This window comes from Pseudomonas sp. 05N431 (genome assembly GCF_056397005.1).
The window spans coordinates 353,725-375,007 of sequence record NZ_JBFTMN010000009.1 but is presented as its reverse complement, the minus strand read 5'-3'; the positions used below and the strand labels follow the sequence as shown (position 1 = coordinate 375,007).

The window sequence follows — 21,283 nt, the reverse complement described above, 5'->3', positions numbered from 1 at the left end:
CCACAGTGTATTTGTGGTGTTTGAGATAGCTATGAAAAAGGCCATTCGATCCGCTCGAATGGCCTTTTTTGTTACCCGCTGAACGCCTTACTCGGCGATCTGCAACTTGCGAGCTTCGGTGTACACGTAACGCACTTTTTCGTACTCGAACGGCGAGTTCAGCTGGCCGTAGCGGAAGTTGGTCTGATAGCGCTTGTCGATACTGCGCAGGACCCAGATTTCCGGATGGTTTTCGCTGACTTTCGACACGTTCAGGTAGTTGATTGCCGACTCCGCCGTATAGTCGACCGCAAGGCCTGCGGTATCACGCAGGTTCGAAGGGCCGAGGATTGGCAGTACGAAGTAAGCGCCGCCCGGAACCCCGTAGAAGCCCAGCGTCTGGCCGAAGTCTTCGACCTGGCGCGGCAGGCCCATGGCGGTGGCCGGGTCCCACAGTCCGCCGATGCCGAGGGTCGTGTTGAGCAGCAGTCGTCCGGTGATGTCCAGCGAACGCTGACCCTTGAACTGCAGCAGACTGTTCACCAGATTGGGCACGTCACCCAGGTTGTTGAAGAAGTTGCTGACGCCCGTGCGCAGGAAGCTTGGGGTGATGTAGCGATAACCGTCGACCACCGGCAGGAACACCCATTGGTCGAAGCGGTAGTTGAAGTGATAGACCCGACGGTTCCACGACTCCAGCGGATCATAGACATTCAGCGCATTCAGGGTCGAGCGTTCGAACTCGCGCTGGTCCAGCCCCGGGTTGAACTTGAGTTTGGTCATGGGCTCGGTGAAGCCGTCCTGATCAACCACGGTCGTGCTGTTGGCCTTGCTGTTGTCGGCATTGGCATAGCCTGCGCAGAGCAACGCGGCGAGAAGCAGAAAATGTTTAGCCACGGAAGAACTCCAGCATGGCGTCGGCGTTGACGCGGTAGTTGAGGTTGCCGCAATGGCCGCCGTGAGGGTAAACCGTCAGGCGATCGCCGAAGGTTTTACGCAAGAAGCCGAGGTCGCCCGGGCCGAGGATCACATCGTCGGCATTGTGCATCACGGCAATTTTCGGGCTGTCGTGCAGGTAGTCCTTGAGCGCGTAGAGACTGACCTGGTCGATCAACTGCAAGATGCTGCCGCCGTCGGTCCGGGCGCGCCACATCGGGATCACCTGCTCGGTGAGGTAGCAGTCGAAATCACATTGCAGTGCACGCTTGAGGAATGGCGTGAGGCTGGTGCCTTCGGTGATCGGAAACTTGGGCGGGATGATCAGGCCGCGTCGGTTGATCAGGTCCGAGGTGAAGGTGATGTCGGCAGCGGAAAAGCGGAACGAGGTGCCGATCAGCATGGCCATCTGTTCGTTGCTCAGGTGCTGTTTCGATTGCTGGAAGTCGTAGACCAGGGCGTCGTTGAGGTCGATGTAGCCTTTCTGCTGGAAGTAGCGCGTCAGCTTGTTGAGCATCAGTTCATAGAACGTGGTGCTGTTGTTGATGCCCTTGACCTCGGTTTGCACCAGTTTGTCGAGGTTGGTGACAGAGGTGTAGAGGTTGACCGGAGGATTGAGCAGCAAGACTTTCTTGAAGTTGAAGCTGCGTCGGGTTTCATCCAGTTTGCTGACAAACGCCGCGTCCAGTCCGCCCAGGCTATAGCCGGTGAGGTAGTAGTCGGTGATCGGCAGCTTCGGGTTTTGCGCGCGGACCGCTTGCATCACGCGGTACATGTCCTCGGCATCTTCCTTGGACACGCCTGGGGTGGCGAAGCGGGAAGCGGCGCTCATGAAGTCGAAACTGGTCGGTGAGGACAGTTGCACGACGTGATAACCGGCCTTGTAGTAGAGCTTTTTCAGGTATTCGTTAATGCTGCTGTCGAAGCGTGCGCCGGTGCCGGCAATCAGGAAAATCAGCGGTGCGGCGTGATCCTGCGTGGCCATGCGATAGGTGAGCTTTTTCACTGGCCAGAAATTGTCCGGCAGGTCGAACTCGCGTTCCGGACGCAGCTTCAGGGTGTAATCCGATTGATGGATCGCGTCATCGGACGGCAACTCGGGACGCAACTCCGGCGGGGTCGTGGCAATGGTCGCCTCGAACGGGTTGGTCAAGGGGTAGCCATAACTGACGGCGTCGATGTCCGCCGCCAGCGCGGACGCACTCAAAATAAGGCCGCCAAACAAGGCAGCGAAGCGCAGGGAACGGAGCATGACTAAATCCCTTAAAGGAAGGTGCCTGATGAGGTTCGCAGGCTATGACCATCAGTAATGTGCCAAAGTGCCATGCGGCGGCACCAAAGAGGCTGAATTCGGATCAATAGCGGCGTGACGATACACTTTGCAGCTATTGGCTGAACAGTTTTCTGATGGTCTTGCTTGCTTACCGCTGGCGGGCGATTAAGCTGGGCGCCGTTTTCGTTTATCGGAGTGCTTCATGTCTCGCCGTCTGCCCGTGATTATTTTGCTTATCGCCTTGCCGCTGTGGCTGGCCGCCAGTTATGGCCTGCGTTATGTCCTGATGGAGGATGCCCAGTGGGTTGGTCTCTGCGTCGATGAAGCAAGCCGTTGGGAATGCCAGGCGCGCTCGACCCTCGGCTTGATGATTCATTTCAAGGTGATGGGCGGGGCTGCATTGGCGGCTGCGGTGCTCGGCTTTGTGGTGCCGGGCCGGGCTGGCTGGTGGCTGGCGGTGCTGTCGCTGGTGTGCGGGTTTCCGGCATTGGCGTTGTACAACACCGGCATTGCGGTATTTGCCGTGGTGATCGCGGGGTTGCGGTTGGTTCGGGCGCCACGCGCTGCCTGATAGACCATCATCGCGAGCAAGCTCGCTCCCACACTTGATCCCGATCGTTCACATAATTTGTGCACACAGATGATCCAATGTGGGAGCGAGCTTGCTCGCGATAGCGCCGGCAGGCGCTTCTATCCTTAAGCTTGGCGCACCCGCAGGCTGCGCCACAGCGCGGCAACCATCAGCAGGCAAACCAGTGCCCAGCCCCAGGCTTGCTGGTTGAACAGGCCTTCACGGTACAACTGCGGGGCAATGCTGGCGCCGATGATGAAGGTCAGCAGTGCGATTTCCCTGCGTGGTGCATTGACCGGGCGAATCAGATAGACCAGCGCTGGCAGCAGCAGGGCGGCGCTTGGGAAGCTGCGATAGCGCGGTTCGAATACAAGCCCCAGCATCATCACTGCGCCAGCGAATCCGGCGGCAGCGAGCAACCAGCCAGCGCGACGTTCCAGCGCATTGAAGGCGCGTTCACGCCAACCGGTTCTGGCGCTGAGGAACAATGCCGCGTGGGCCAGTACCAAGAAGTTCAGACCGGTCAGTAACGCGGCCCAGGTCCACTCATCGGCAAAGCGGCTGGTAGCGCGAGCCAGTTCACCCCAGGTGCCAATGGAGCACGCAGCGACTGCACCGAGCAGTGGCAACATCAACGCTGCACGAGTACTGCGTACGCGGCCGCCCAGCATCAACGTACCGAGGAAGATCAGACCACCGACTGCCAGCCATTGCGGCCAGAACGGCAGGTTGGTGACGGGGCCTGCCAGTACGCCCTTGTCCTGGCGGTTTGCGTCGAACAGCCCCCAGTAACCACCGACCGCTCCTTCACTGGCGCGTTTCCACGGTTGGTCAAAGGCTTCGATCAGGTTGTAGTGCCAGCCTTGCTGCTCGGCCATCGCCACAAAACCACGAATGAACTTGGCTTCATTGACGCGGCTCGGTACAGCGGTTTCCCGTTGACGACCTTCACTCGGCCAGCCGGTTTCGCCAATCAGCACGTCCTTGGGCGCGAAGCGGCTGCCGAAGATCTGCCGAACCTCGGCAACGTGCTGCAGGGCGGCGTCGATGTTGGACGGATCATCTTCCCAGTACGGCAGCAAGTGGATGGTCAGGAAGTCCACCGCCGGGGCGACTTCAGGATGCTTGAGCCAGAACTCCCAGACGTCGGCGTAGGTCACCGGCTGTTTGACGTGGCTCTTGACGTGGTTGATCAGCTTGGCCAATTGCGCGCCGGTGACTTCCTTGCGCAGCAGGGTTTCGTTGCCTACGATCACTGAGCTGACCACGTCCGGGTTGGCGTTGGCCTCGGCGATCAGCAGTTCGACTTCCTTGGCAGTGTCCACCGGATTGCTGTTGACCCAGGCGCCGATCATCAGTTTCAGGCCATGTTTGCGTGCCAGGTCCGGCAGCGCTTCGAGACCAGTCATTGAATAGGTGCGAATGCACTCGAAGCGGGTTGCCAGCAACGCGAGGTCGGCGTCCATGCGTTCAGGGCGCAGTTTGAACGGCTGATCGAATGGTGATTGGTCCTTGTCGAATGGTGTGTACGAGGCGCACTGCAATTTGTGCGTGGCGCTGGCCACGTCCGGCAGCACCACCGGTTGACCGAGCCCGTACCAGTAACCACCAAGGGCAAACAGGCCGAGCAGGCAGGCGAATAGATAAGCGAAGAAGGGGAAGCGCGAGGTGGCGGGCATGGTCAGGCCGTCTGGGAACAAAGCCGCGCATCTTACCTGCATTTGTCCCGTGCTTGGTGACCTGCATGGTTTTGACATGCAAAGTTCAGGCGGGATTCGCAGGGGCATTTTTGCAGGGCGCGGTTACTGGCGTTCTGATGTCGTTTCTCGATGCCTTGAGGTCGCAGGCAGAGCAGGTCACCTCGGGCGCGAGGTTGATTATCGACCCATCAGTACTCCGCTGATGTTCGAATGGGTTTGCGGTGAGGCGTGATGGGGGCGCTGGGCACCATAACAATACATTGACGCTGCTCGGCATCCGTCGGGCGCAGCACTTTCGGGGAAGTAACGATGAAGATGCGACTACTCTTGGGCGCAGGTGCGGCTTTGGTGCTGGCGATCAGTTCTACTGTGGCCAGCGCCGAAAGCAAGGCAGTGACGATCGGTTATGTCGATGGCTGGTCGGACAGCGTCGCCACCACCAACGTGGCTGCTGAAGTGATCAAGCAAAAGCTCGGCTACGACGTGAAACTGCAAGCTGTGGCCACCGGGATCATGTGGCAGGGTGTAGCCACCGGTAAACTCGATGCAATGCTGTCAGCCTGGCTGCCAGTGACCCATGGCGAATACTGGGCGAAGAACAAGGATCAGGTCGTCGATTACGGCCCGAACTTCAAGGATGCGAAAATCGGTCTGATCGTGCCGGAGTACGTCAAGGCCAAGACCATCGAGGATCTTAAAACCGACGATAGCTTCAAAGGTCGTATCGTCGGCATCGACGCCGGTTCAGGCGTGATGCTCAAGACCGATCAGGCGATCAAGGACTACGGCCTGAGCAACTACACCCTCAAGGCCAGTTCCGGTGCCGGCATGATTGCCGAGCTGACCCGTGCCGAGAAGAAAAACGAATCCATCGCAGTCACCGGTTGGGTGCCGCACTGGATGTTCGCCAAGTGGAAACTGCGCTTCCTGGAAGACCCAAAAGGCGTTTATGGCGCAGCTGAAACCGTAAACAGCATCGGTAGCAAAGAACTGGCAACCAAAGCGCCGGAAGTTGCGAAGTTCCTGAAGAACTTCCAGTGGGCGTCGAAAGACGAAATCGGCGAAGTCATGCTGGCTATCCAGGATGGTGCCAAACCTGAAGTGGCAGCCAAGGAGTGGGTGACCAAGCACCCTGCGCGCGTCGCTGAATGGACTAAATAAACCCGGATAACGCTTCATCCCTGTGGGAGCGAGCTTGCTCGCGATGGCGGTGTAACAGTTGACAGATAGGTTGACTGATACGGCGCTATCGCGAGCAAGCTCGCTCCCACATTTGTTTCAGGTTGATCCCCGCTCCACAGGGTTTGTGGCTGATTCAATAGCCATTTCCAATTCTTTCGGCTGTTTAGGGTCCGAAAATTGGCGAAATCGTCATGTCGTTCTAATACTAAGGTCGTCTGGAACCTGTTCCGTAGCCGCATAGAGTGGATACGTTCCAACTAAAATCTGTGCTGCGAGGATAAAAACAATGAACGACAGCATTTACCTCACGATTCAAAACAGCCCGCGCTTCAAGGAGCTGGTTCGTAAACGGGAGAGGTTCGCCTGGATTCTTTCGGCGATCATGCTTGGGCTGTACTCCGGTTTCATTCTTCTGATTGCTTACGGGCCGCATGTACTGGGGGCGAAGATCAGCCCTGAGTCATCGATTACCTGGGGCATACCGATTGGTGTAGGGCTGATTGTGTCGGCCTTCGTCCTGACGGCCATCTACGTACGACGCGCCAATGGCGAATTCGACGACCTGAACAATGCGATTCTCAAGGAGGCTCAGCAATGATCCGGCGTCTATTGGCAGCTTTAGGCATTACCGCCTTCGCACCGGCCGTTTGGGCGGCCGAGGCGCTTACCGGCGAAGTGCACAAACAACCACTCAACGTGTCGGCGATCCTGATGTTCGTGGTGTTTGTTGGTGCAACGCTGTGCATCACTTACTGGGCGTCCAAGCGCAACAAATCAGCCGCTGACTACTATGCAGCAGGCGGCAGGATCACCGGTTTGCAGAACGGCCTGGCGATTGCCGGTGACTACATGTCGGCGGCGTCGTTCCTGGGGATTTCCGCGCTGGTATTTGCGTCGGGCTACGATGGCCTGATCTACTCGATCGGATTCCTGGTGGGCTGGCCGATCATTCTGTTTCTGATCGCCGAGCGTCTGCGTAACCTGGGTAAGTACACTTTTGCCGACGTGGCGTCCTACCGCCTTGGGCAAACCCAGATTCGCACCTTGTCAGCCTGCGGTTCGCTGGTGGTGGTGGCGTTCTACCTGATCGCGCAAATGGTCGGTGCCGGCAAGCTGATCCAGCTGCTGTTTGGCCTGGATTACCATGTTGCGGTGATTCTGGTAGGGATCCTGATGTGCCTCTATGTGTTGTTCGGCGGCATGCTGGCGACCACCTGGGTGCAGATCATCAAGGCCGTGCTGTTGTTGTCCGGCGCGTCGTTCATGGCGCTGATGGTGATGAAGCACGTCCACTTCGACTTCAATACGCTGTTCTCCGAGGCGGTCAAGGTTCACCCCAAAGGTGAGGCGATCATGAGCCCGGGCGGTCTGGTGAAAGACCCGATCTCGGCATTCTCCCTTGGCCTGGCGTTGATGTTCGGTACCGCTGGCCTGCCGCATATCCTGATGCGCTTCTTCACCGTGAGTGACGCTAAAGAAGCGCGCAAAAGCGTGCTGTATGCCACCGGCTTCATCGGCTACTTCTACATCCTGACGTTCATCATCGGCTTCGGCGCAATCCTGCTGGTCAGCACCAATCCGGCCTTCAAGGATGCTACAGGGGCACTGTTGGGCGGCAACAACATGGCGGCGGTGCACCTGGCCAATGCGGTGGGTGGCAGTATCTTCCTCGGCTTCATCTCGGCGGTGGCCTTCGCCACCATTCTGGCGGTGGTTGCCGGCCTGACCCTGGCCGGGGCCACGGCGGTGTCTCACGACCTGTACGCCAGCGTGATCAAGAAGGGCAAGGCTAACGAGAAGGATGAGATCCGCGTTTCGAAGATCACCACCATTGCCTTGGGCGTGTTGGCGATTGTTCTGGGCATCCTGTTCGAAAGCCAGAACATCGCGTTCATGGTGGGCCTGGCGTTCTCGATCGCTGCCAGCTGCAACTTCCCGGTGCTGCTGCTTTCCATGTACTGGAAGAAACTGACCACACGCGGTGCGATGGTCGGTGGCTGGATGGGGCTGGTCAGTGCGGTGGGCTTGATGGTGCTGGGCCCGACCATTTGGGTGCAGATCATGGGGCACGAGAAGGCGATCTTCCCGTATGAGTACCCGGCGCTGTTCTCGATGGCCATTGCCTTTGTCGGCATCTGGTTCTTCTCCATCACCGACAAGTCCGCGGCGGCTGACAATGAGCGGGCGCTGTTCTTCCCGCAATTCGTCCGTTCGCAGACCGGGTTGGGGGCGAGTGGGGCGGTGTCGCACTAACGTATAGGGTTGTATAAGCGTCTATATATAAGCAGCGTTAAATAGAAATGCCCCGATCGAGAGATCGGGGCATTTTTGTTTGGGCCGGATTTGAGGGGTGTGTTGCCTGGTCGAATGCCATCGCGAGCAAGCTCGCTCCCACAGTGGATCTCCGGTGATCACGCAATCCCTGTGGGAGCGAGCTTGCTCGCGATGGCGGCAGGCCTGTCGCTGCAAATTGGGGGTAAACAAAAACGGCCTCTGCTCTTGTATCAGAGGCAGAGGCCGTTTCCGGTGCAGCTAAGACGTTATCGCAAGACAGGTCTTACTTGCGGTCTTCCAACTTGGTGATGTCACGCGACTCGTAGCCGGTGTACAGCTGGCGCGGGCGGCCAATCTTGTACGGGCTGGAGAGCATTTCTTTCCAGTGGGAGATCCAGCCGACGGTCCGCGCCAGGGCGAAGATCACGGTGAACATGCTGGTTGGAATGCCGATTGCCTTGAGGATGATCCCCGAGTAGAAGTCGACGTTCGGGTACAGCGAGCGCTCGATGAAGTACGGGTCGGTCAGGGCGATCTCTTCCAGGCGCATGGCCAGTTCGAGTTGCGGATCGTTCTTGATACCCAGTTCCTTGAGCACTTCGTCGCAGGTCTTTTTCATGACCGTAGCGCGTGGGTCGCGGTTCTTGTAAACCCGGTGACCGAAGCCCATCAGTTTGAACGGATCGTTCTTGTCCTTGGCCTTGGCGATGAACTTGTCGATGTTCGACACATCGCCAATTTCGTCGAGCATGGTCAGCACTGCTTCGTTGGCGCCGCCGTGAGCCGGGCCCCAGAGTGCAGCGATACCGGCAGCGATACAGGCGAACGGGTTGGCACCCGACGAGCCTGCCAGGCGTACGGTGGAGGTCGATGCGTTCTGCTCGTGGTCGGCGTGGAGGATGAAGATCCGGTCCATGGCCTTGGCGAGTACCGGGCTGATCGGTTTGATCTCGCACGGGGTGTTGAACATCATGTGCAGGAAGTTTTCCGCGTACGACAGGTCGTTGCGCGGGTACATCATGGGTTGACCCATGGAGTACTTGTAAACCATCGCTGCCAGGGTTGGCATCTTGGCAACCAGACGGATCGCGGAGATTTCGCGATGCTGCGGGTTATTGATGTCCAGGGAGTCGTGGTAGAAGGCCGAAAGGGCGCCGACTACACCGCACATGACGGCCATTGGGTGAGCGTCGCGGCGGAAGCCGTTGAAGAAGGTCTTCAGTTGCTCATGAACCATGGTGTGGTTCTTGACGGTGCTGACGAACTGGGCCTTCTGTTCTGCTGTCGGCAATTCGCCGTTGAGCAGCAGGAAGCAGGTTTCCAGATAGTCCGACTTCTCGGCGAGTTGCTCGATCGGGTAGCCGCGGTGCAACAGAATGCCGTTGTCGCCGTCGATATAGGTAATCTTCGACTCGCAAGAGGCGGTCGACATGAAACCCGGGTCAAAAGTGAAGCGGCCCGTGGCCGTCAGGCCCCGAACGTCGATTACATCGGGACCAACGGTGCCGGTTAAAATGGGCAGCTCGACGGGGGCTGCGCCCTCGATGATCAACTGCGCTTTTTTGTCAGCCATGTGGCCTCCTATTTATGCTTGAAATCATCAGACAGACCCCCCACGCAGGGCCCGCACCACTATAGTGAGATAAATTCGAATGTCAATTTGCCTAAAGTCTTGCTCCAGAAGGCTTTAACCGGACTTTTTCCTCGAAATTACCTGCCGTTTACGCCTTTTATCCCGCTTGCGCAATGAGCTATTAGGGGAAGGTGAACGCGTTGTCATTAGTAGCCTAACTGTCTATACTCGGCCACCGACCGCCAGGGGCTTTTGGGCCTGCTTTATTGGGGGTCGCATCCCTGGGTGGTGGTTACCTGACCAGTGCACTCCCCAACAACTTTGCCCTGATTGTTAGGGGCTCTTCAGTGTGAAAAAAAAGCCGTGAAAAGCCAACGACCTGTAAACCTAGACCTAAGGACCATCAAACTCCCCATCACCGGCGTTACGTCGTTTCTTCACCGTGTTTCCGGCATCATCCTCTTCCTGGGCCTTGGCATCATGCTGTATGCATTGAGCAAATCCCTGGGTTCCGAGGAAGGTTTTGCCGAGGTGAAGGCATGCTTGACCAGTCCGCTGGCCAAGTTCGTAGCATGGGGCCTGCTGTCCGCCTTGCTGTATCACATGGTGGCCGGTGTACGCCATCTGATCATGGACATGGGCATCGGTGAGACGCTGGAAGGCGGCAAGCTGGGCTCGAAAATTATCATCGCCGTTTCCGTGGTGTTGATCGTTCTGGCGGGAGTTTGGATATGGTAACCAGCGTTACGAACCTATCGCGTTCGGGCCTCTATGACTGGATGGCACAGCGTGTGTCTGCGGTCGTTCTCGCGGCTTATTTCATTTTTCTGATCGGATACCTTGTTGCGCACCCTGGCATTGGCTACGCCCAATGGCACTTGCTGTTCGCAAACAACTGGATGCGCATCTTCAGTCTACTGGCCCTGGTTGCCCTTGGCGCTCACGCCTGGGTCGGCATGTGGACCATCGCGACCGACTACCTGACGCCAATGGCGCTGGGCAAGTCCGCGACTGCAGTACGTTTCCTTTTCCAGGCAGTATGCGGCGTTGCGATGTTCGCTTACTTCGTCTGGGGTGTGCAGATTCTCTGGGGTATCTGATTCATGTCTAACTCAGTAAATACGCTTTCGTTCGACGCCATCATCATTGGCGGCGGCGGTGCTGGCATGCGCGCTGCGCTGCAACTGGCACAAGGTGGTCACAAGACTGCCGTAGTCACCAAGGTTTTCCCGACTCGTTCGCACACCGTATCCGCCCAGGGTGGCATCACCTGCGCCATCGCGTCCGCTGATCCGAACGATGACTGGCGCTGGCACATGTACGATACCGTCAAGGGTTCCGACTACATCGGTGACCAGGACGCTATCGAATACATGTGTTCCGTAGGCCCGGAAGCGGTCTTCGAGCTCGAGCACATGGGCTTACCGTTCTCCCGTACCGAACAGGGTCGCATCTATCAGCGTCCGTTCGGCGGTCAGTCGAAAGACTTCGGTAAAGGTGGCCAGGCTGCCCGTACGTGCGCCGCTGCCGACCGTACCGGTCACGCTCTGCTGCACACGCTGTACCAGGCCAACCTGAAGGCCGGCACCGTATTCCTCAACGAATACTACGGCGTCGACCTGGTGAAGAACGAAGATGGTGCCTTTGTCGGCATGATCGTCATCTGCATCGAAACCGGCGAAACCTCCTACGTCCGCGCTAACGCCACCGTTCTGGCGACAGGCGGTGCAGGTCGTATCTACTCGTCCACCACCAACGCCCTGATCAACACCGGTGACGGCGTCGGCATGGCTCTGCGTGCTGGCGTGCCGGTACAAGACATCGAAATGTGGCAGTTCCACCCGACCGGCATCGCCGGCGCAGGTGTACTGGTTACTGAAGGTTGCCGCGGTGAAGGCGGTTACCTGATCAACAAGCACGGCGAGCGTTTCATGGAGCGTTATGCTCCGAACGCCAAGGACCTTGCCGGTCGTGACGTGGTTGCTCGCTCGATGGTTAAAGAAATCATCGCCGGCAACGGTTGCGGTCCGGATGGCGACCACGTGATGCTGAAACTCGATCACCTCGGTGAAGAAGTTCTGCACAGCCGTCTGCCAGGCATCATGGAACTGTCCAAGACCTTCGCTCACGTCGATCCAGCCGTAGCGCCGATCCCGGTTGTTCCAACCTGCCACTATATGATGGGCGGCGTTGCCACCAACATTCATGGTCAGGCAATCACTCAGGACGCCGACGGCAAGGACCAGATCATTCCTGGCCTGTTCGCGGTAGGCGAAGTGGCGTGCGTATCGGTTCACGGTGCCAACCGTCTGGGCGGCAACTCGCTGCTCGACCTGGTGGTATTCGGCCGTGCCGCCGGCCTGTTCCTGGAGCAGACCCTGAAAGAAGGCGTCGACTACGCTCGCCCTCGCCAGTCCGACATCGACGCAGCCCTGGCGCGTCTCGATGGCCTGAACTCGCGTACCGAAGGCGAAGACGTCGCTACCCTGCGTAAAGAGCTGCAAAGCTGCATGCAGAACTACTTTGGTGTATTCCGTACCGGCGAATACATGCAGAAGGGTATTGCTCAACTGGCTGATCTGCGTGGCCGTATCGCCAACGTCAAGATCAACGATAAGAGCCAGGCGTTCAACACTGCTCGTATCGAAGCGCTGGAACTGCAAAACCTGCTGGAAGTGGCCGAAGCTACTGCCATCGCTGCAGAGATCCGCAAAGAGTCCCGCGGCGCTCACGCCCGTGAAGACTACGAAGATCGCGACGACGAAAACTGGCTGTGCCACACCCTGTACTTCCCGGGTGACAAGCGCGTTACCAAGCGTGCCGTGAACTTCTCGCCGAAGACTGTTCCGACTTTTGAACCTAAGATTCGGACTTATTAAGGGTGGCCGCCATGTTGCAAGTCAGTGTTTATCGCTACAACCCTGATCAGGACGCCGCGCCGTTCATGCAGGAATTCCAGGTCGATACCGGTGGTAAAGACCTGATGGTGCTGGACGTGCTGGCCCTGATCAAAGAGCAGGACGAGGGTTTCTCCTATCGTCGCTCTTGCCGTGAAGGTGTTTGCGGTTCCGACGGCATGAACATCAACGGCAAAAACGGTCTGGCCTGCGTCACGCCGCTGTCTTCTGTCGTCAAAGGTAACAAGTTGATCGTTCGTCCTCTGCCAGGTTTGCCGGTTATCCGTGACCTGGTCGTCGATATGAGCATCTTCTACAAGCAATACGAAAAGGTTAAGCCTTTCCTGCAGAACGACACGCCGGCTCCGGCCATCGAGCGTCTGCAGACTCCTGAAGAGCGTGAAAAGCTTGACGGTCTGTACGAGTGCATCCTGTGCGCTTGCTGCTCGACCTCTTGCCCGTCCTTCTGGTGGAACCCGGACAAGTTCCTGGGTCCAGCTGCTCTGCTGCAAGCTTACCGCTTCCTGGCAGACAGCCGCGACACCAAGACTTCCGAGCGTCTGGCTTCGCTGGATGACCCGTTCAGCGTATTCCGCTGCCGCGGGATCATGAACTGCGTCAACGTATGCCCGAAAGGCCTGAACCCGACTAAGGCCATCGGTCACATACGTAACATGCTGCTGCAAAGCGGCGTGTGATTCAGCTGTTGTACCCGTAGAACTGCTGTACCCGTAGAGGCTAAGGCGCGGGCTTCAACCCGCGTCTTGGCTATAACCAGAGTGGCAGCCCACAAGGCTGCGGCTCTTATTTTGAAGAAATGAGACAAGCAGGGGCATCCGGGCTGGTACCCGGACTATCAGCGTGATCCTAAGTGGCTTGTTTTGGTCGCTGCACTCGGACTTCTGCAAGCTTGCTCGGTGTCTTCGCCGATGGTGTTCCCCTAACCGAGGGTGACCAAGCATGCAAGAAAGCGTGATGCAGCGCATGTGGAACAGCGGCTATCTTTCAGGTGGTAACGCTGCCTATGTGGAAGAGCTTTATGAGCTCTACCTGCACGACCCTAACGCTGTGCCAGAAGAGTGGCGCACCAAATTTCAGACGTTGCCCGCTGACGGCAACGCTGCCACCGATGTATCGCACTCGACGATTCGCGATCATTTCGTGCTGCTGGCAAAGAACCAGCGCCGCGCCCAACCGGTTTCCGCCGGCAGCGTGAGCAGTGAGCACGAGAAGAAGCAAGTTGAAGTACTGCGACTGATCCAGGCCTACCGTATGCGTGGCCACCAGGCAGCCCAGCTTGACCCGCTGGGGCTGTGGCAGCGTCCTGCACCTGCAGACCTGTCGATCAATCATTACGGCTTGACCAATGCCGATCTTGATACGACCTTCCGTGCCGGCGACCTGTTCATCGGCAAAGAGGAAGCGAGCCTACGCGAAATTCACGAAGCGTTGCAGCAGACATATTGCCGCACCATCGGCGCTGAATTTACCCACATCGTCGATTCCGAGCAGCGCCAGTGGTTCCAGCAGCGTCTGGAAGGCGTGCGCGGTCGTCCGGTGTATTCGGCCGACATCAAGAGCCATCTGCTTGAGCGCGTCACCGCCGGCGAAGGTCTGGAAAAATACCTGGGTACCAAATACCCGGGCACCAAGCGTTTCGGCCTGGAAGGCGGCGAGAGCCTGATTCCGATGCTCGACGAGCTGATCCAGCGCTCCGGTTCCTACGGCACCAAGGAAATCGTTATCGGCATGGCCCACCGTGGCCGTCTGAACGTGCTGGTCAACACCTTCGGCAAGAACCCGCGCGAGCTGTTCGACGAGTTCGAAGGCAAGAAGAAGGTCGAGCTGGGTTCCGGTGACGTTAAATACCACCAGGGCTTCTCTTCCAACGTGATGACCGCCGGCGGCGAAGTCCACCTGGCCATGGCATTCAACCCGTCCCACCTGGAAATCGTTTCGCCAGTGGTCGAGGGTTCGGTGCGTGCCCGTCAGGATCGTCGTAACGACCCTACCGGTGAAAAGGTCCTGCCGATTTCCATCCACGGTGACGCGGCATTTGCCGGTCAAGGCGTGGTCATGGAAACCTTCCAGATGTCGCAGACCCGCGGCTTCCGGACTGGCGGTACCGTTCACATCGTGATCAACAACCAGGTTGGCTTCACCATCAGCAACCCGGAAGACTCGCGTTCCACCGAATACGCCACCGACGTTGCGAAAATGATCCAGGCGCCGATCCTCCATGTGAATGGTGATGATCCGGAAGCTGTATTGTTCGTAACCCAGCTGGCCATCGACTACCGCATGCAGTTCAAGCGCGATGTGGTGATCGATCTGGTCTGCTACCGTCGTCGCGGTCACAACGAAGCGGACGAGCCGAGCGGCACCCAGCCTCTGATGTATCAGCAGATCACCAAGCAGCGCACCACGCGTGAGCTGTATGCCGATCGTCTGACCCAGAGCGGTGTGCTTGACGCTGCACGTGTTCAGGCGAAAGTCGACGAATACCGCAACGCGCTGGACAACGGTCTGCACGTAGTGAAAAGCCTGGTCAAGGAGCCGAACAAAGAGCTGTTCGTCGACTGGCGTCCGTACCTGGGCCACGCCTGGACTGCGCGTCACGACACTACGTTCGATCTGAAAACCCTGCAAGAACTGTCCGCCAAGCTGCTGGAAATTCCGGAAGGCTTCGTGGTTCAGCGCCAGGTTGCGAAGATCTACGAAGACCGTCAGAAAATGCAAGCCGGCGGCCTGCCGATCAACTGGGGTTACGCCGAAACCATGGCGTACGCGACCCTGGCGTTCGAAGGTCACCCGATTCGCATGACCGGCCAGGACATCGGCCGCGGTACGTTCTCGCACCGTCATGCGGTATTGCACAACCAGAAAGACGCAGGCACCTACATCCCGTTGCAACACCTGTACGAAGGCCAGCCACGTTTCGACCTGTACGATTCGTTCCTGTCCGAAGAAGCCGTACTGGCGTTCGAATACGGCTACTCCACCACCACGCCTGACGCGCTGGTGATCTGGGAAGCCCAGTTCGGCGACTTCGCCAACGGTGCCCAGGTGGTTATCGACCAGTTCATCACCAGCGGTGAGCACAAGTGGGGCCGTCTGTGCGGTCTGACCATGTTGCTTCCACACGGTTATGAAGGTCAGGGTCCGGAGCACTCCTCGGCTCGTCTGGAGCGTTACCTGCAGCTGTGCGCCGAGCACAACATTCAGGTGTGCATGCCGACTACGCCGGCCCAGATCTACCACTTGCTGCGTCGCCAGGTGATTCGTCCTCTGCGCAAACCACTGGTAGTCCTGACTCCGAAGTCGCTGCTGCGTCACAAGCTGGCCATCTCGACCCTGGAAGATCTGGCCGAAGGTTCGTTCCAGACCGTTATTCCGGAAATCGATGCGCATGATCCGAAAAAGGTCACTCGTCTCGTGCTGTGTAGCGGCAAGGTCTACTACGACCTGCTGGAAAAACGCCGTGCCGAAGGTCGTGACGACATCGCCATCGTGCGTCTTGAGCAGCTGTACCCATTCCCTGAGGACGACTTGATTGAAGTCCTGGCTCCTTATTCCAACCTCAAACACATCGTTTGGTGTCAGGAAGAGCCGATGAACCAGGGTGCCTGGTACTGCAGCCAGCATCACATGCGCCGCATCGTTGGCGGTCACAACAAGTCTCTCGTACTCGAGTACGCGGGCCGTGACGCTTCTGCTGCACCTGCGTGTGGTTATGCATCGATGCACGCCGAACAGCAGGAAAAACTGCTGCAAGACGCCTTTACTGTTTAACGCCTTCGCGCACCTGAAACCGAATTTAAGGAACCACAGACAATGGCTATCGAGATCAAAGCCCCCACTTTCCCGGAATCGGTTGCCGATGGCACCGTTGCCACCTGGCACAAAAAACCGGGCGACGCGGTCAAGCGCGACGAACTGATCGTCGACATCGAAACCGATAAAGTCGTACTGGAAGTGTTGGCTACCGCTGATGGCGTACTGGGCGCTATCGTCAAGAACGAAGGCGACACCGTTCTGTCCGACGAAGTCCTGGGCTCCATCGGCGAGGGCGGTGCTGTTGCCGCCGCTCCTGCTGCTGCCGCTGCCGCTGCGCCTGCACAGGCTGCTGCTTCGGCCGCTGTTGGCGAAGACGATCCTGTTGCTGCACCGGCTGCTCGCAAGCTGGCTGAAGAAAACGGCATCAACATCGCTTCCGTTGCCGGTACTGGCAAAGGCGGTCGTGTGACCAAGGAAGACGTGGTTGCAGCAGTTGCTGCCAAGGCCGCTGCTCCGGCTGCCGCACCTGCCAAGGCTGCTGCCCCGGCTGCCGCTGCTCCTGTGTTCGCCGCTGGCGACCGCACCGAGAAGCGCGTACCGATGACCCGCGTGCGTGCAACCGTGGCCAAGCGCCTGGTTGAAGCCCAGTCGAACATGGCGATGCTGACTACTTTCAACGAAGTCGACATGACTGAAGTCATGGCTCTGCGTTCGAAGTACAAGGACCTGTTCGAGAAGTCCCACAACGGCGTGCGCCTGGGCTTCATGTCGTTCTTCGTGAAAGCGGCCACCGAAGCGCTGAAACGCTTCCCGGCAGTCAACGCTTCCATCGACGGCGGCGACATCGTGTACCACGGCTATGCTGACGTCGGCGTTGCCGTGTCCAGCGACCGTGGCCTGGTGGTGCCGGTTCTGCGTAACGCCGAACTGATGAGCCTGGCTGAAATCGAAGGCGGCATTGCCAACTTCGGCAAGAAAGCTCGCGACGGCAAGCTGACCATCGACGAAATGACTGGTGGTACGTTCACCATCACCAACGGTGGTACCTTCGGCTCGATGATGTCGACCCCGATCGTCAACCCGCCGCAAGCGGCTATCCTGGGCATGCACAACATTCTGCAGCGCCCGATGGCGATCAACGGTCAGGTTGTTATCCGTCCGATGATGTACCTGGCTCTGTCCTACGATCACCGTTTGATCGACGGCAAAGAAGCTGTGACCTTCCTGGTTACCATCAAGAACCTGCTGGAAGACCCGGCTCGTCTGCTGCTGGATATCTGATTTCGTTGCACGGGCCGCTCAGCGATGAGCGGCCCATCTGTAATGACCAGCTTCGTCCCACGACGGTCCCCTGAAAGGGATCGTCCGGTTTGATTCGAGAAGGAATGACACATGACTCAGAAATTCGACGTGGTAGTGATCGGTGCGGGCCCTGGCGGCTACGTAGCTGCCATTAAAGCAGCGCAACTGGGCCTTTCGACTGCCTGCATCGAGAAATACACCGACAAAGAGGGCAAACTGGCCCTCGGCGGTACTTGCCTGAACGTCGGCTGCATTCCGTCCAAGGCGCTGCTGGACAGCTCCTGGAAGTTTCACGAAGCTCAAGACGGCTTCGCGATCCACGGTATCAACCACGCTGGCGTGACCATGGACGTGCCAGCAATGGTCGGCCGCAAGGCCAACATCGTCAAAGGCCTGACCTCTGGCGTTGCTACCCTGTTCAAAGCCAACGGCGTGACCTCCCTGCAAGGCCACGGCAAACTGCTGGCCGGCAAGAAAGTCGAACTGACCAAGCCTGACGGCAGCGTCGAAATCATCGAAGCCGAGAACGTGATTCTCGCTTCGGGCTCGCGTCCGATCGACATTCCACCGGCTCCGGTTGACCAGAAAGTCATCGTCGATTCGACTGGTGCTCTGGAATTCCAATCGGTTCCAAAACGCCTGGGCGTGATCGGCGCTGGCGTGATCGGTCTGGAACTGGGTTCGGTATGGTCCCGTCTCGGCGCTCAAGTGACTGTCCTGGAAGCCCTGGACACGTTCCTGATGGCTGCTGACACCGCCGTTTCCAAAGAAGCGCTGAAAACCCTGACCAAACAAGGTCTGGACATCAAGCTGGGCGCGCGCGTTACCGGTTCCAAAGTCAACGGCGAAGAAGTCGTGGTGACCTACACCGACGCCAACGGCGAACAGACCATCACGTTCGACAAGCTGATCGTAGCCGTTGGTCGCCGTCCAGTGACCACCGATCTGCTGGCTGCCGATAGCGGCGTGACCATCGACGAGCGTGGCTTCATCTTCGTTGACGACCAGTGCGCGACCAGCGTTCCAGGCGTTTATGCGATCGGTGACGTGGTTCGCGGCATGATGCTGGCACACAAGGCCTCGGAAGAGGGCATCATGGTTGTCGAGCGCATCAAGGGCCACAAAGCCCAGATGAACTATGACCTGATCCCTTCGGTTATTTATACTCACCCGGAAATTGCATGGGTTGGTAAAACCGAGCAGGCCTTGAAAGCTGAAGGCGTTGAAGTTAACGTCGGCACTTTCCCGTTCGCAGCCTCTGGCCGTGCCATGGCAGCCAACGATACCGGCGGTTTCGTCAAAGTGATCGCCGATGCCAAGACTGACCGCGTATTGGGCGTCCACGTGATTGGCCCGAGCGCAGCAGAACTGGTACAGCAGGGCGCAATCGGCATGGAATTCGGCACTAGCGCCGAAGACCTGGGCATGATGGTTTTCTCCCATCCGACCCTGTCCGAAGCCTTGCACGAAGCAGCTCTGGCAGTGAATGGCGGCGCCATTCACATCGCCAACCGCAAGAAGCGTTAAGACAATAAGAAACCACGGCGGAATGGCCCGTCGTGAGCCTTGCCTGCAAGACTCACCGCGGAATATCCGCTGGACGCAGTCTTGCGTAGCTGCACCGGGTATCCGGAAAGGCTACGCAAGCAGCAGTCACAGGTGGTGCGGCACTTGAATGAGTGCAGCACCGAATGCGCAGTACCTAACGAAGACGGTAATAAGCATGAATCTTCACGAGTATCAGGGTAAGCAGCTGTTCGCTGAGTACGGCCTGCCAGTATCGACCGGTTACGCGGTAGACACCCCGGAAGCAGCAGCAGAAGCTTGCGACAAAATCGGCGGCAGCGAGTGGGTTGTCAAAGCCCAGGTTCACGCCGGTGGTCGCGGTAAAGCGGGCGGCGTCAAGCTGGTTCGCAGCAAAGAAGACGCTAAAGCATTCGCTCAACAGTGGTTGGGCAAGCGTCTGGTGACTTACCAGACTGATGCCAATGGTCAGCCAGTCACCAAGATCCTGGTTGAATCGTGCACTGATATCGCTAAAGAGCTGTACCTGGGCGCTGTCGTTGACCGTTCGAGCCGTCGCATCGTGTTCATGGCTTCCACCGAAGGTGGCGTGGACATCGAGAAAATCGCTCACGACACCCCTGAGAAAATCCTCAAGGCCACTATCGATCCACTGGTTGGCGCTCAGCCATTCCAGGGTCGCGAGCTGGCATTCCAGCTGGGTCTGGAAGGCAAGCAAGTTGCTCAGTTCGCCAAGATCTTCGTAGGTCTGGCCAAGCTGTTCAAGGATCACGACCTGGCTCTGCTGGAAGTGAACCCGCTGGTGATCAAGGCTGACGGCGATCTGCACTGCCTGGACGCGAAGATCAACATCGACGCCAACGCCATGTACCGTCAGCCTAAGCTGAAGACTTTCCACGATCCGTCGCAAGACGATCCGCGCGAAGCGCACGCTGCCAAGTTCGAACTGAACTACGTAGCGCTGGAAGGCAACATCGGTTGCATGGTCAACGGTGCTGGCCTGGCCATGGGTACCATGGACATCGTCAACCTGCATGGCGGCAAACCAGCCAACTTCCTCGACGTGGGCGGCGGTGCTACCAAAGAACGCGTTACCGAAGCGTTCAAGATCATCCTGTCCGACACTAACGTCGCTGCAGTATTGGTCAACATCTTCGGCGGCATCGTTCGCTGCGACATGATTGCCGAAGGCATCATCGGCGCTGTGAAAGAAGTCGGCGTGAAAATCCCGGTTGTTGTTCGCCTTGAAGGCAACAACGCTGAGCTGGGCGCTAAAGTACTGGCAGAAAGCGGTTTGAACATCATCGCTGCTACCAGCCTGACCGACGCTGCTCAACAAGTCGTTAAAGCTGCGGAGGGCAAATAATGAGCGTCCTGATCAATAAAGACACCAAAGTTATCTGCCAGGGTATTACCGGTTCGCAAGGTAGTTTCCACACCCAGCAAGCCATCGAATACGGCACCAAGATGGTTGGCGGCGTAACGCCAGGCAAAGGCGGCACCGAGCACCTGGGTCTGCCAGTGTTCAACACCGTGAAAGACGCTGTAGCAGCCACTGGCGCCACCGCCAGCGTGATCTACGTTCCAGCTCCTTTCTGCAAGGACTCGATCCTGGAAGCAGCATTCGGCGGCATCAAGCTGATCGTTTGCATCACTGAAGGCATTCCTACCCTGGACATGCTGGATGCCAAGGTCAAGTGCGACGAGCTGGGCGTGATCCTGATCGGCCCTAACTGCCCAGGCGTGATCACTCCTGGCGAATGCAAGATCGGCATCATGCCAGGTCACATTCACTTGCCAGGCAAGGTCGGTATCGTTTCGCGTTCCGGCACCCTGACCTACGAAGCTGTGAAGCAAACTACTGACGCCGGTTTCGGTCAGTCGACTTGCGTCGGCATCGGTGGTGACCCGATCCCGGGTTCGAACTTCATCGACATCCTGAAACTGTTCCAGGAAGACCCGAAGACCGAAGCGATCGTGATGATCGGTGAGATCGGCGGTTCGGCTGAAGAAGAAGCGGCTGCCTACATCAAGGCACACGTGACCAAGCCGGTTGTTTCCTACATCGCTGGTGTGACTGCTCCTCCGGGCAAGCGCATGGGCCATGCTGGCGCAATCATCTCTGGCGGCAAAGGCACTGCAGACGAGAAATTCGCTGCTCTGCAAGACGCAGGCGTTAAAACCGTGCGTTCGCTGGCAGACATCGGCAAGGCCCTGGCCGAGCTGACTGGCTGGGCTGTCAAGTAAGCCTCGCGCTTAACTGACGCTCCACCAAACAAAGGCCACCTTCGGGTG

At 58.1% G+C, this 21,283-nt stretch carries 17 protein-coding genes; 13 read left to right on the top strand and 4 right to left on the bottom strand.

Features of this window, described 5'->3' with window-relative positions:
* Positions 1-87 precede the first annotated feature (87 nt).
* Together AC1DIG_RS18265 and AC1DIG_RS18260 are read right to left on the bottom strand one after the other, a co-directional pair.
* Positions 88-876: an MlaA family lipoprotein gene (locus AC1DIG_RS18265; protein ID WP_477768419.1), complete on the bottom strand. Its 789-nt coding sequence runs from the start codon at positions 874-876 to the stop codon at positions 88-90.
* On the bottom strand, positions 869-2,167 hold the full coding sequence (locus AC1DIG_RS18260) for a serine/threonine protein kinase (protein WP_477768418.1): 1,299 nt from the start codon (positions 2,165-2,167) through the stop codon (positions 869-871). Before AC1DIG_RS18260 ends, AC1DIG_RS18265 begins: the two co-directional genes overlap by 8 nt.
* A 223-nt stretch (positions 2,168-2,390) precedes the next feature.
* Between AC1DIG_RS18260 and AC1DIG_RS18255 the strand changes: the two genes are divergently transcribed.
* On the top strand, positions 2,391-2,759 hold the full coding sequence (locus AC1DIG_RS18255; protein ID WP_477768417.1) for a hypothetical protein: 369 nt from the start codon (positions 2,391-2,393) through the stop codon (positions 2,757-2,759).
* A 125-nt stretch (positions 2,760-2,884) separates the two neighbouring features.
* Here AC1DIG_RS18255 and AC1DIG_RS18250 read toward each other — a convergent pair whose 3' ends face one another.
* Positions 2,885-4,480, bottom strand: coding sequence for a glycoside hydrolase family 17 protein (locus tag AC1DIG_RS18250; protein WP_477768416.1), 1,596 nt, complete (start codon positions 4,478-4,480; stop codon positions 2,885-2,887).
* 288 nt (positions 4,481-4,768) lie between these two features.
* Between AC1DIG_RS18250 and AC1DIG_RS18245 the strand changes: the two genes are divergently transcribed.
* From AC1DIG_RS18245 to AC1DIG_RS18235, 3 genes are all read left to right on the top strand, one after another.
* On the top strand, positions 4,769-5,620 hold the full coding sequence (locus AC1DIG_RS18245) for a glycine betaine ABC transporter substrate-binding protein (RefSeq protein ID WP_477768415.1): 852 nt from the start codon (positions 4,769-4,771) through the stop codon (positions 5,618-5,620).
* Positions 5,621-5,927: 307 nt separating this feature from the next.
* The gene (locus AC1DIG_RS18240) at positions 5,928-6,239 is read left to right on the top strand and encodes a DUF485 domain-containing protein (protein ID WP_477768414.1); all 312 of its coding nucleotides are present in this window, start codon (positions 5,928-5,930) and stop codon (positions 6,237-6,239) included.
* On the top strand, positions 6,236-7,894 hold the full coding sequence (locus AC1DIG_RS18235) for a cation acetate symporter (RefSeq protein ID WP_477768413.1): 1,659 nt from the start codon (positions 6,236-6,238) through the stop codon (positions 7,892-7,894). Before AC1DIG_RS18240 ends, AC1DIG_RS18235 begins: the two co-directional genes overlap by 4 nt.
* 304 nt (positions 7,895-8,198) lie before the next feature.
* On the opposite strand, the gene gltA is transcribed toward AC1DIG_RS18235, so the two are convergent.
* Entirely contained in the window at positions 8,199-9,488 is a 1,290-nt protein-coding gene (gene gltA / locus AC1DIG_RS18230; RefSeq protein ID WP_477768412.1) for a citrate synthase, read from the bottom strand.
* A gap of 363 nt (positions 9,489-9,851) precedes the next feature.
* Between gltA and sdhC the strand changes: the two genes are divergently transcribed.
* The 9 genes from sdhC (at position 9,852) to sucD (ending at position 21,235) form a co-directional block, all read left to right on the top strand.
* On the top strand, positions 9,852-10,226 hold the full coding sequence (gene sdhC / locus AC1DIG_RS18225) for a succinate dehydrogenase, cytochrome b556 subunit (protein WP_427534693.1): 375 nt from the start codon (positions 9,852-9,854) through the stop codon (positions 10,224-10,226).
* Positions 10,220-10,588: a succinate dehydrogenase, hydrophobic membrane anchor protein gene (gene sdhD / locus AC1DIG_RS18220; RefSeq protein WP_477768411.1), complete on the top strand. Its 369-nt coding sequence runs from the start codon at positions 10,220-10,222 to the stop codon at positions 10,586-10,588. The genes sdhC and sdhD overlap by 7 nt, the downstream gene beginning before the upstream one ends.
* Positions 10,589-10,591: 3 nt before the next feature.
* Positions 10,592-12,367 carry a succinate dehydrogenase flavoprotein subunit gene (sdhA, locus tag AC1DIG_RS18215; RefSeq protein ID WP_054593425.1) on the top strand — a complete coding sequence of 592 codons (1,776 nt, stop codon included), beginning with the start codon at positions 10,592-10,594 and terminating at the stop codon, positions 12,365-12,367.
* Positions 12,368-12,378: 11 nt separating this feature from the next.
* Positions 12,379-13,083: a succinate dehydrogenase iron-sulfur subunit gene (locus AC1DIG_RS18210; protein WP_477768410.1), complete on the top strand. Its 705-nt coding sequence runs from the start codon at positions 12,379-12,381 to the stop codon at positions 13,081-13,083.
* A gap of 262 nt (positions 13,084-13,345) precedes the next feature.
* Positions 13,346-16,177 carry a 2-oxoglutarate dehydrogenase E1 component gene (locus AC1DIG_RS18205; RefSeq protein ID WP_477768409.1) on the top strand — a complete coding sequence of 944 codons (2,832 nt, stop codon included), beginning with the start codon at positions 13,346-13,348 and terminating at the stop codon, positions 16,175-16,177.
* 42 nt (positions 16,178-16,219) lie between these two features.
* Positions 16,220-17,443 carry a 2-oxoglutarate dehydrogenase complex dihydrolipoyllysine-residue succinyltransferase gene (gene odhB, locus AC1DIG_RS18200; protein ID WP_477768408.1) on the top strand — a complete coding sequence of 408 codons (1,224 nt, stop codon included), beginning with the start codon at positions 16,220-16,222 and terminating at the stop codon, positions 17,441-17,443.
* A 111-nt stretch (positions 17,444-17,554) separates the two neighbouring features.
* On the top strand, positions 17,555-18,991 hold the full coding sequence (gene lpdA / locus AC1DIG_RS18195) for a dihydrolipoyl dehydrogenase (protein WP_019692318.1): 1,437 nt from the start codon (positions 17,555-17,557) through the stop codon (positions 18,989-18,991).
* Positions 18,992-19,187: 196 nt separating this feature from the next.
* Entirely contained in the window at positions 19,188-20,354 is a 1,167-nt protein-coding gene (gene sucC / locus AC1DIG_RS18190; protein WP_007919879.1) for an ADP-forming succinate--CoA ligase subunit beta, read from the top strand.
* Positions 20,354-21,235, top strand: a complete 882-nt coding sequence (sucD, locus tag AC1DIG_RS18185) for a succinate--CoA ligase subunit alpha (protein ID WP_017127973.1) — start codon at positions 20,354-20,356, stop codon at positions 21,233-21,235. Before sucC ends, sucD begins: the two co-directional genes overlap by 1 nt.
* Positions 21,236-21,283: the final 48 nt, after the last annotated feature.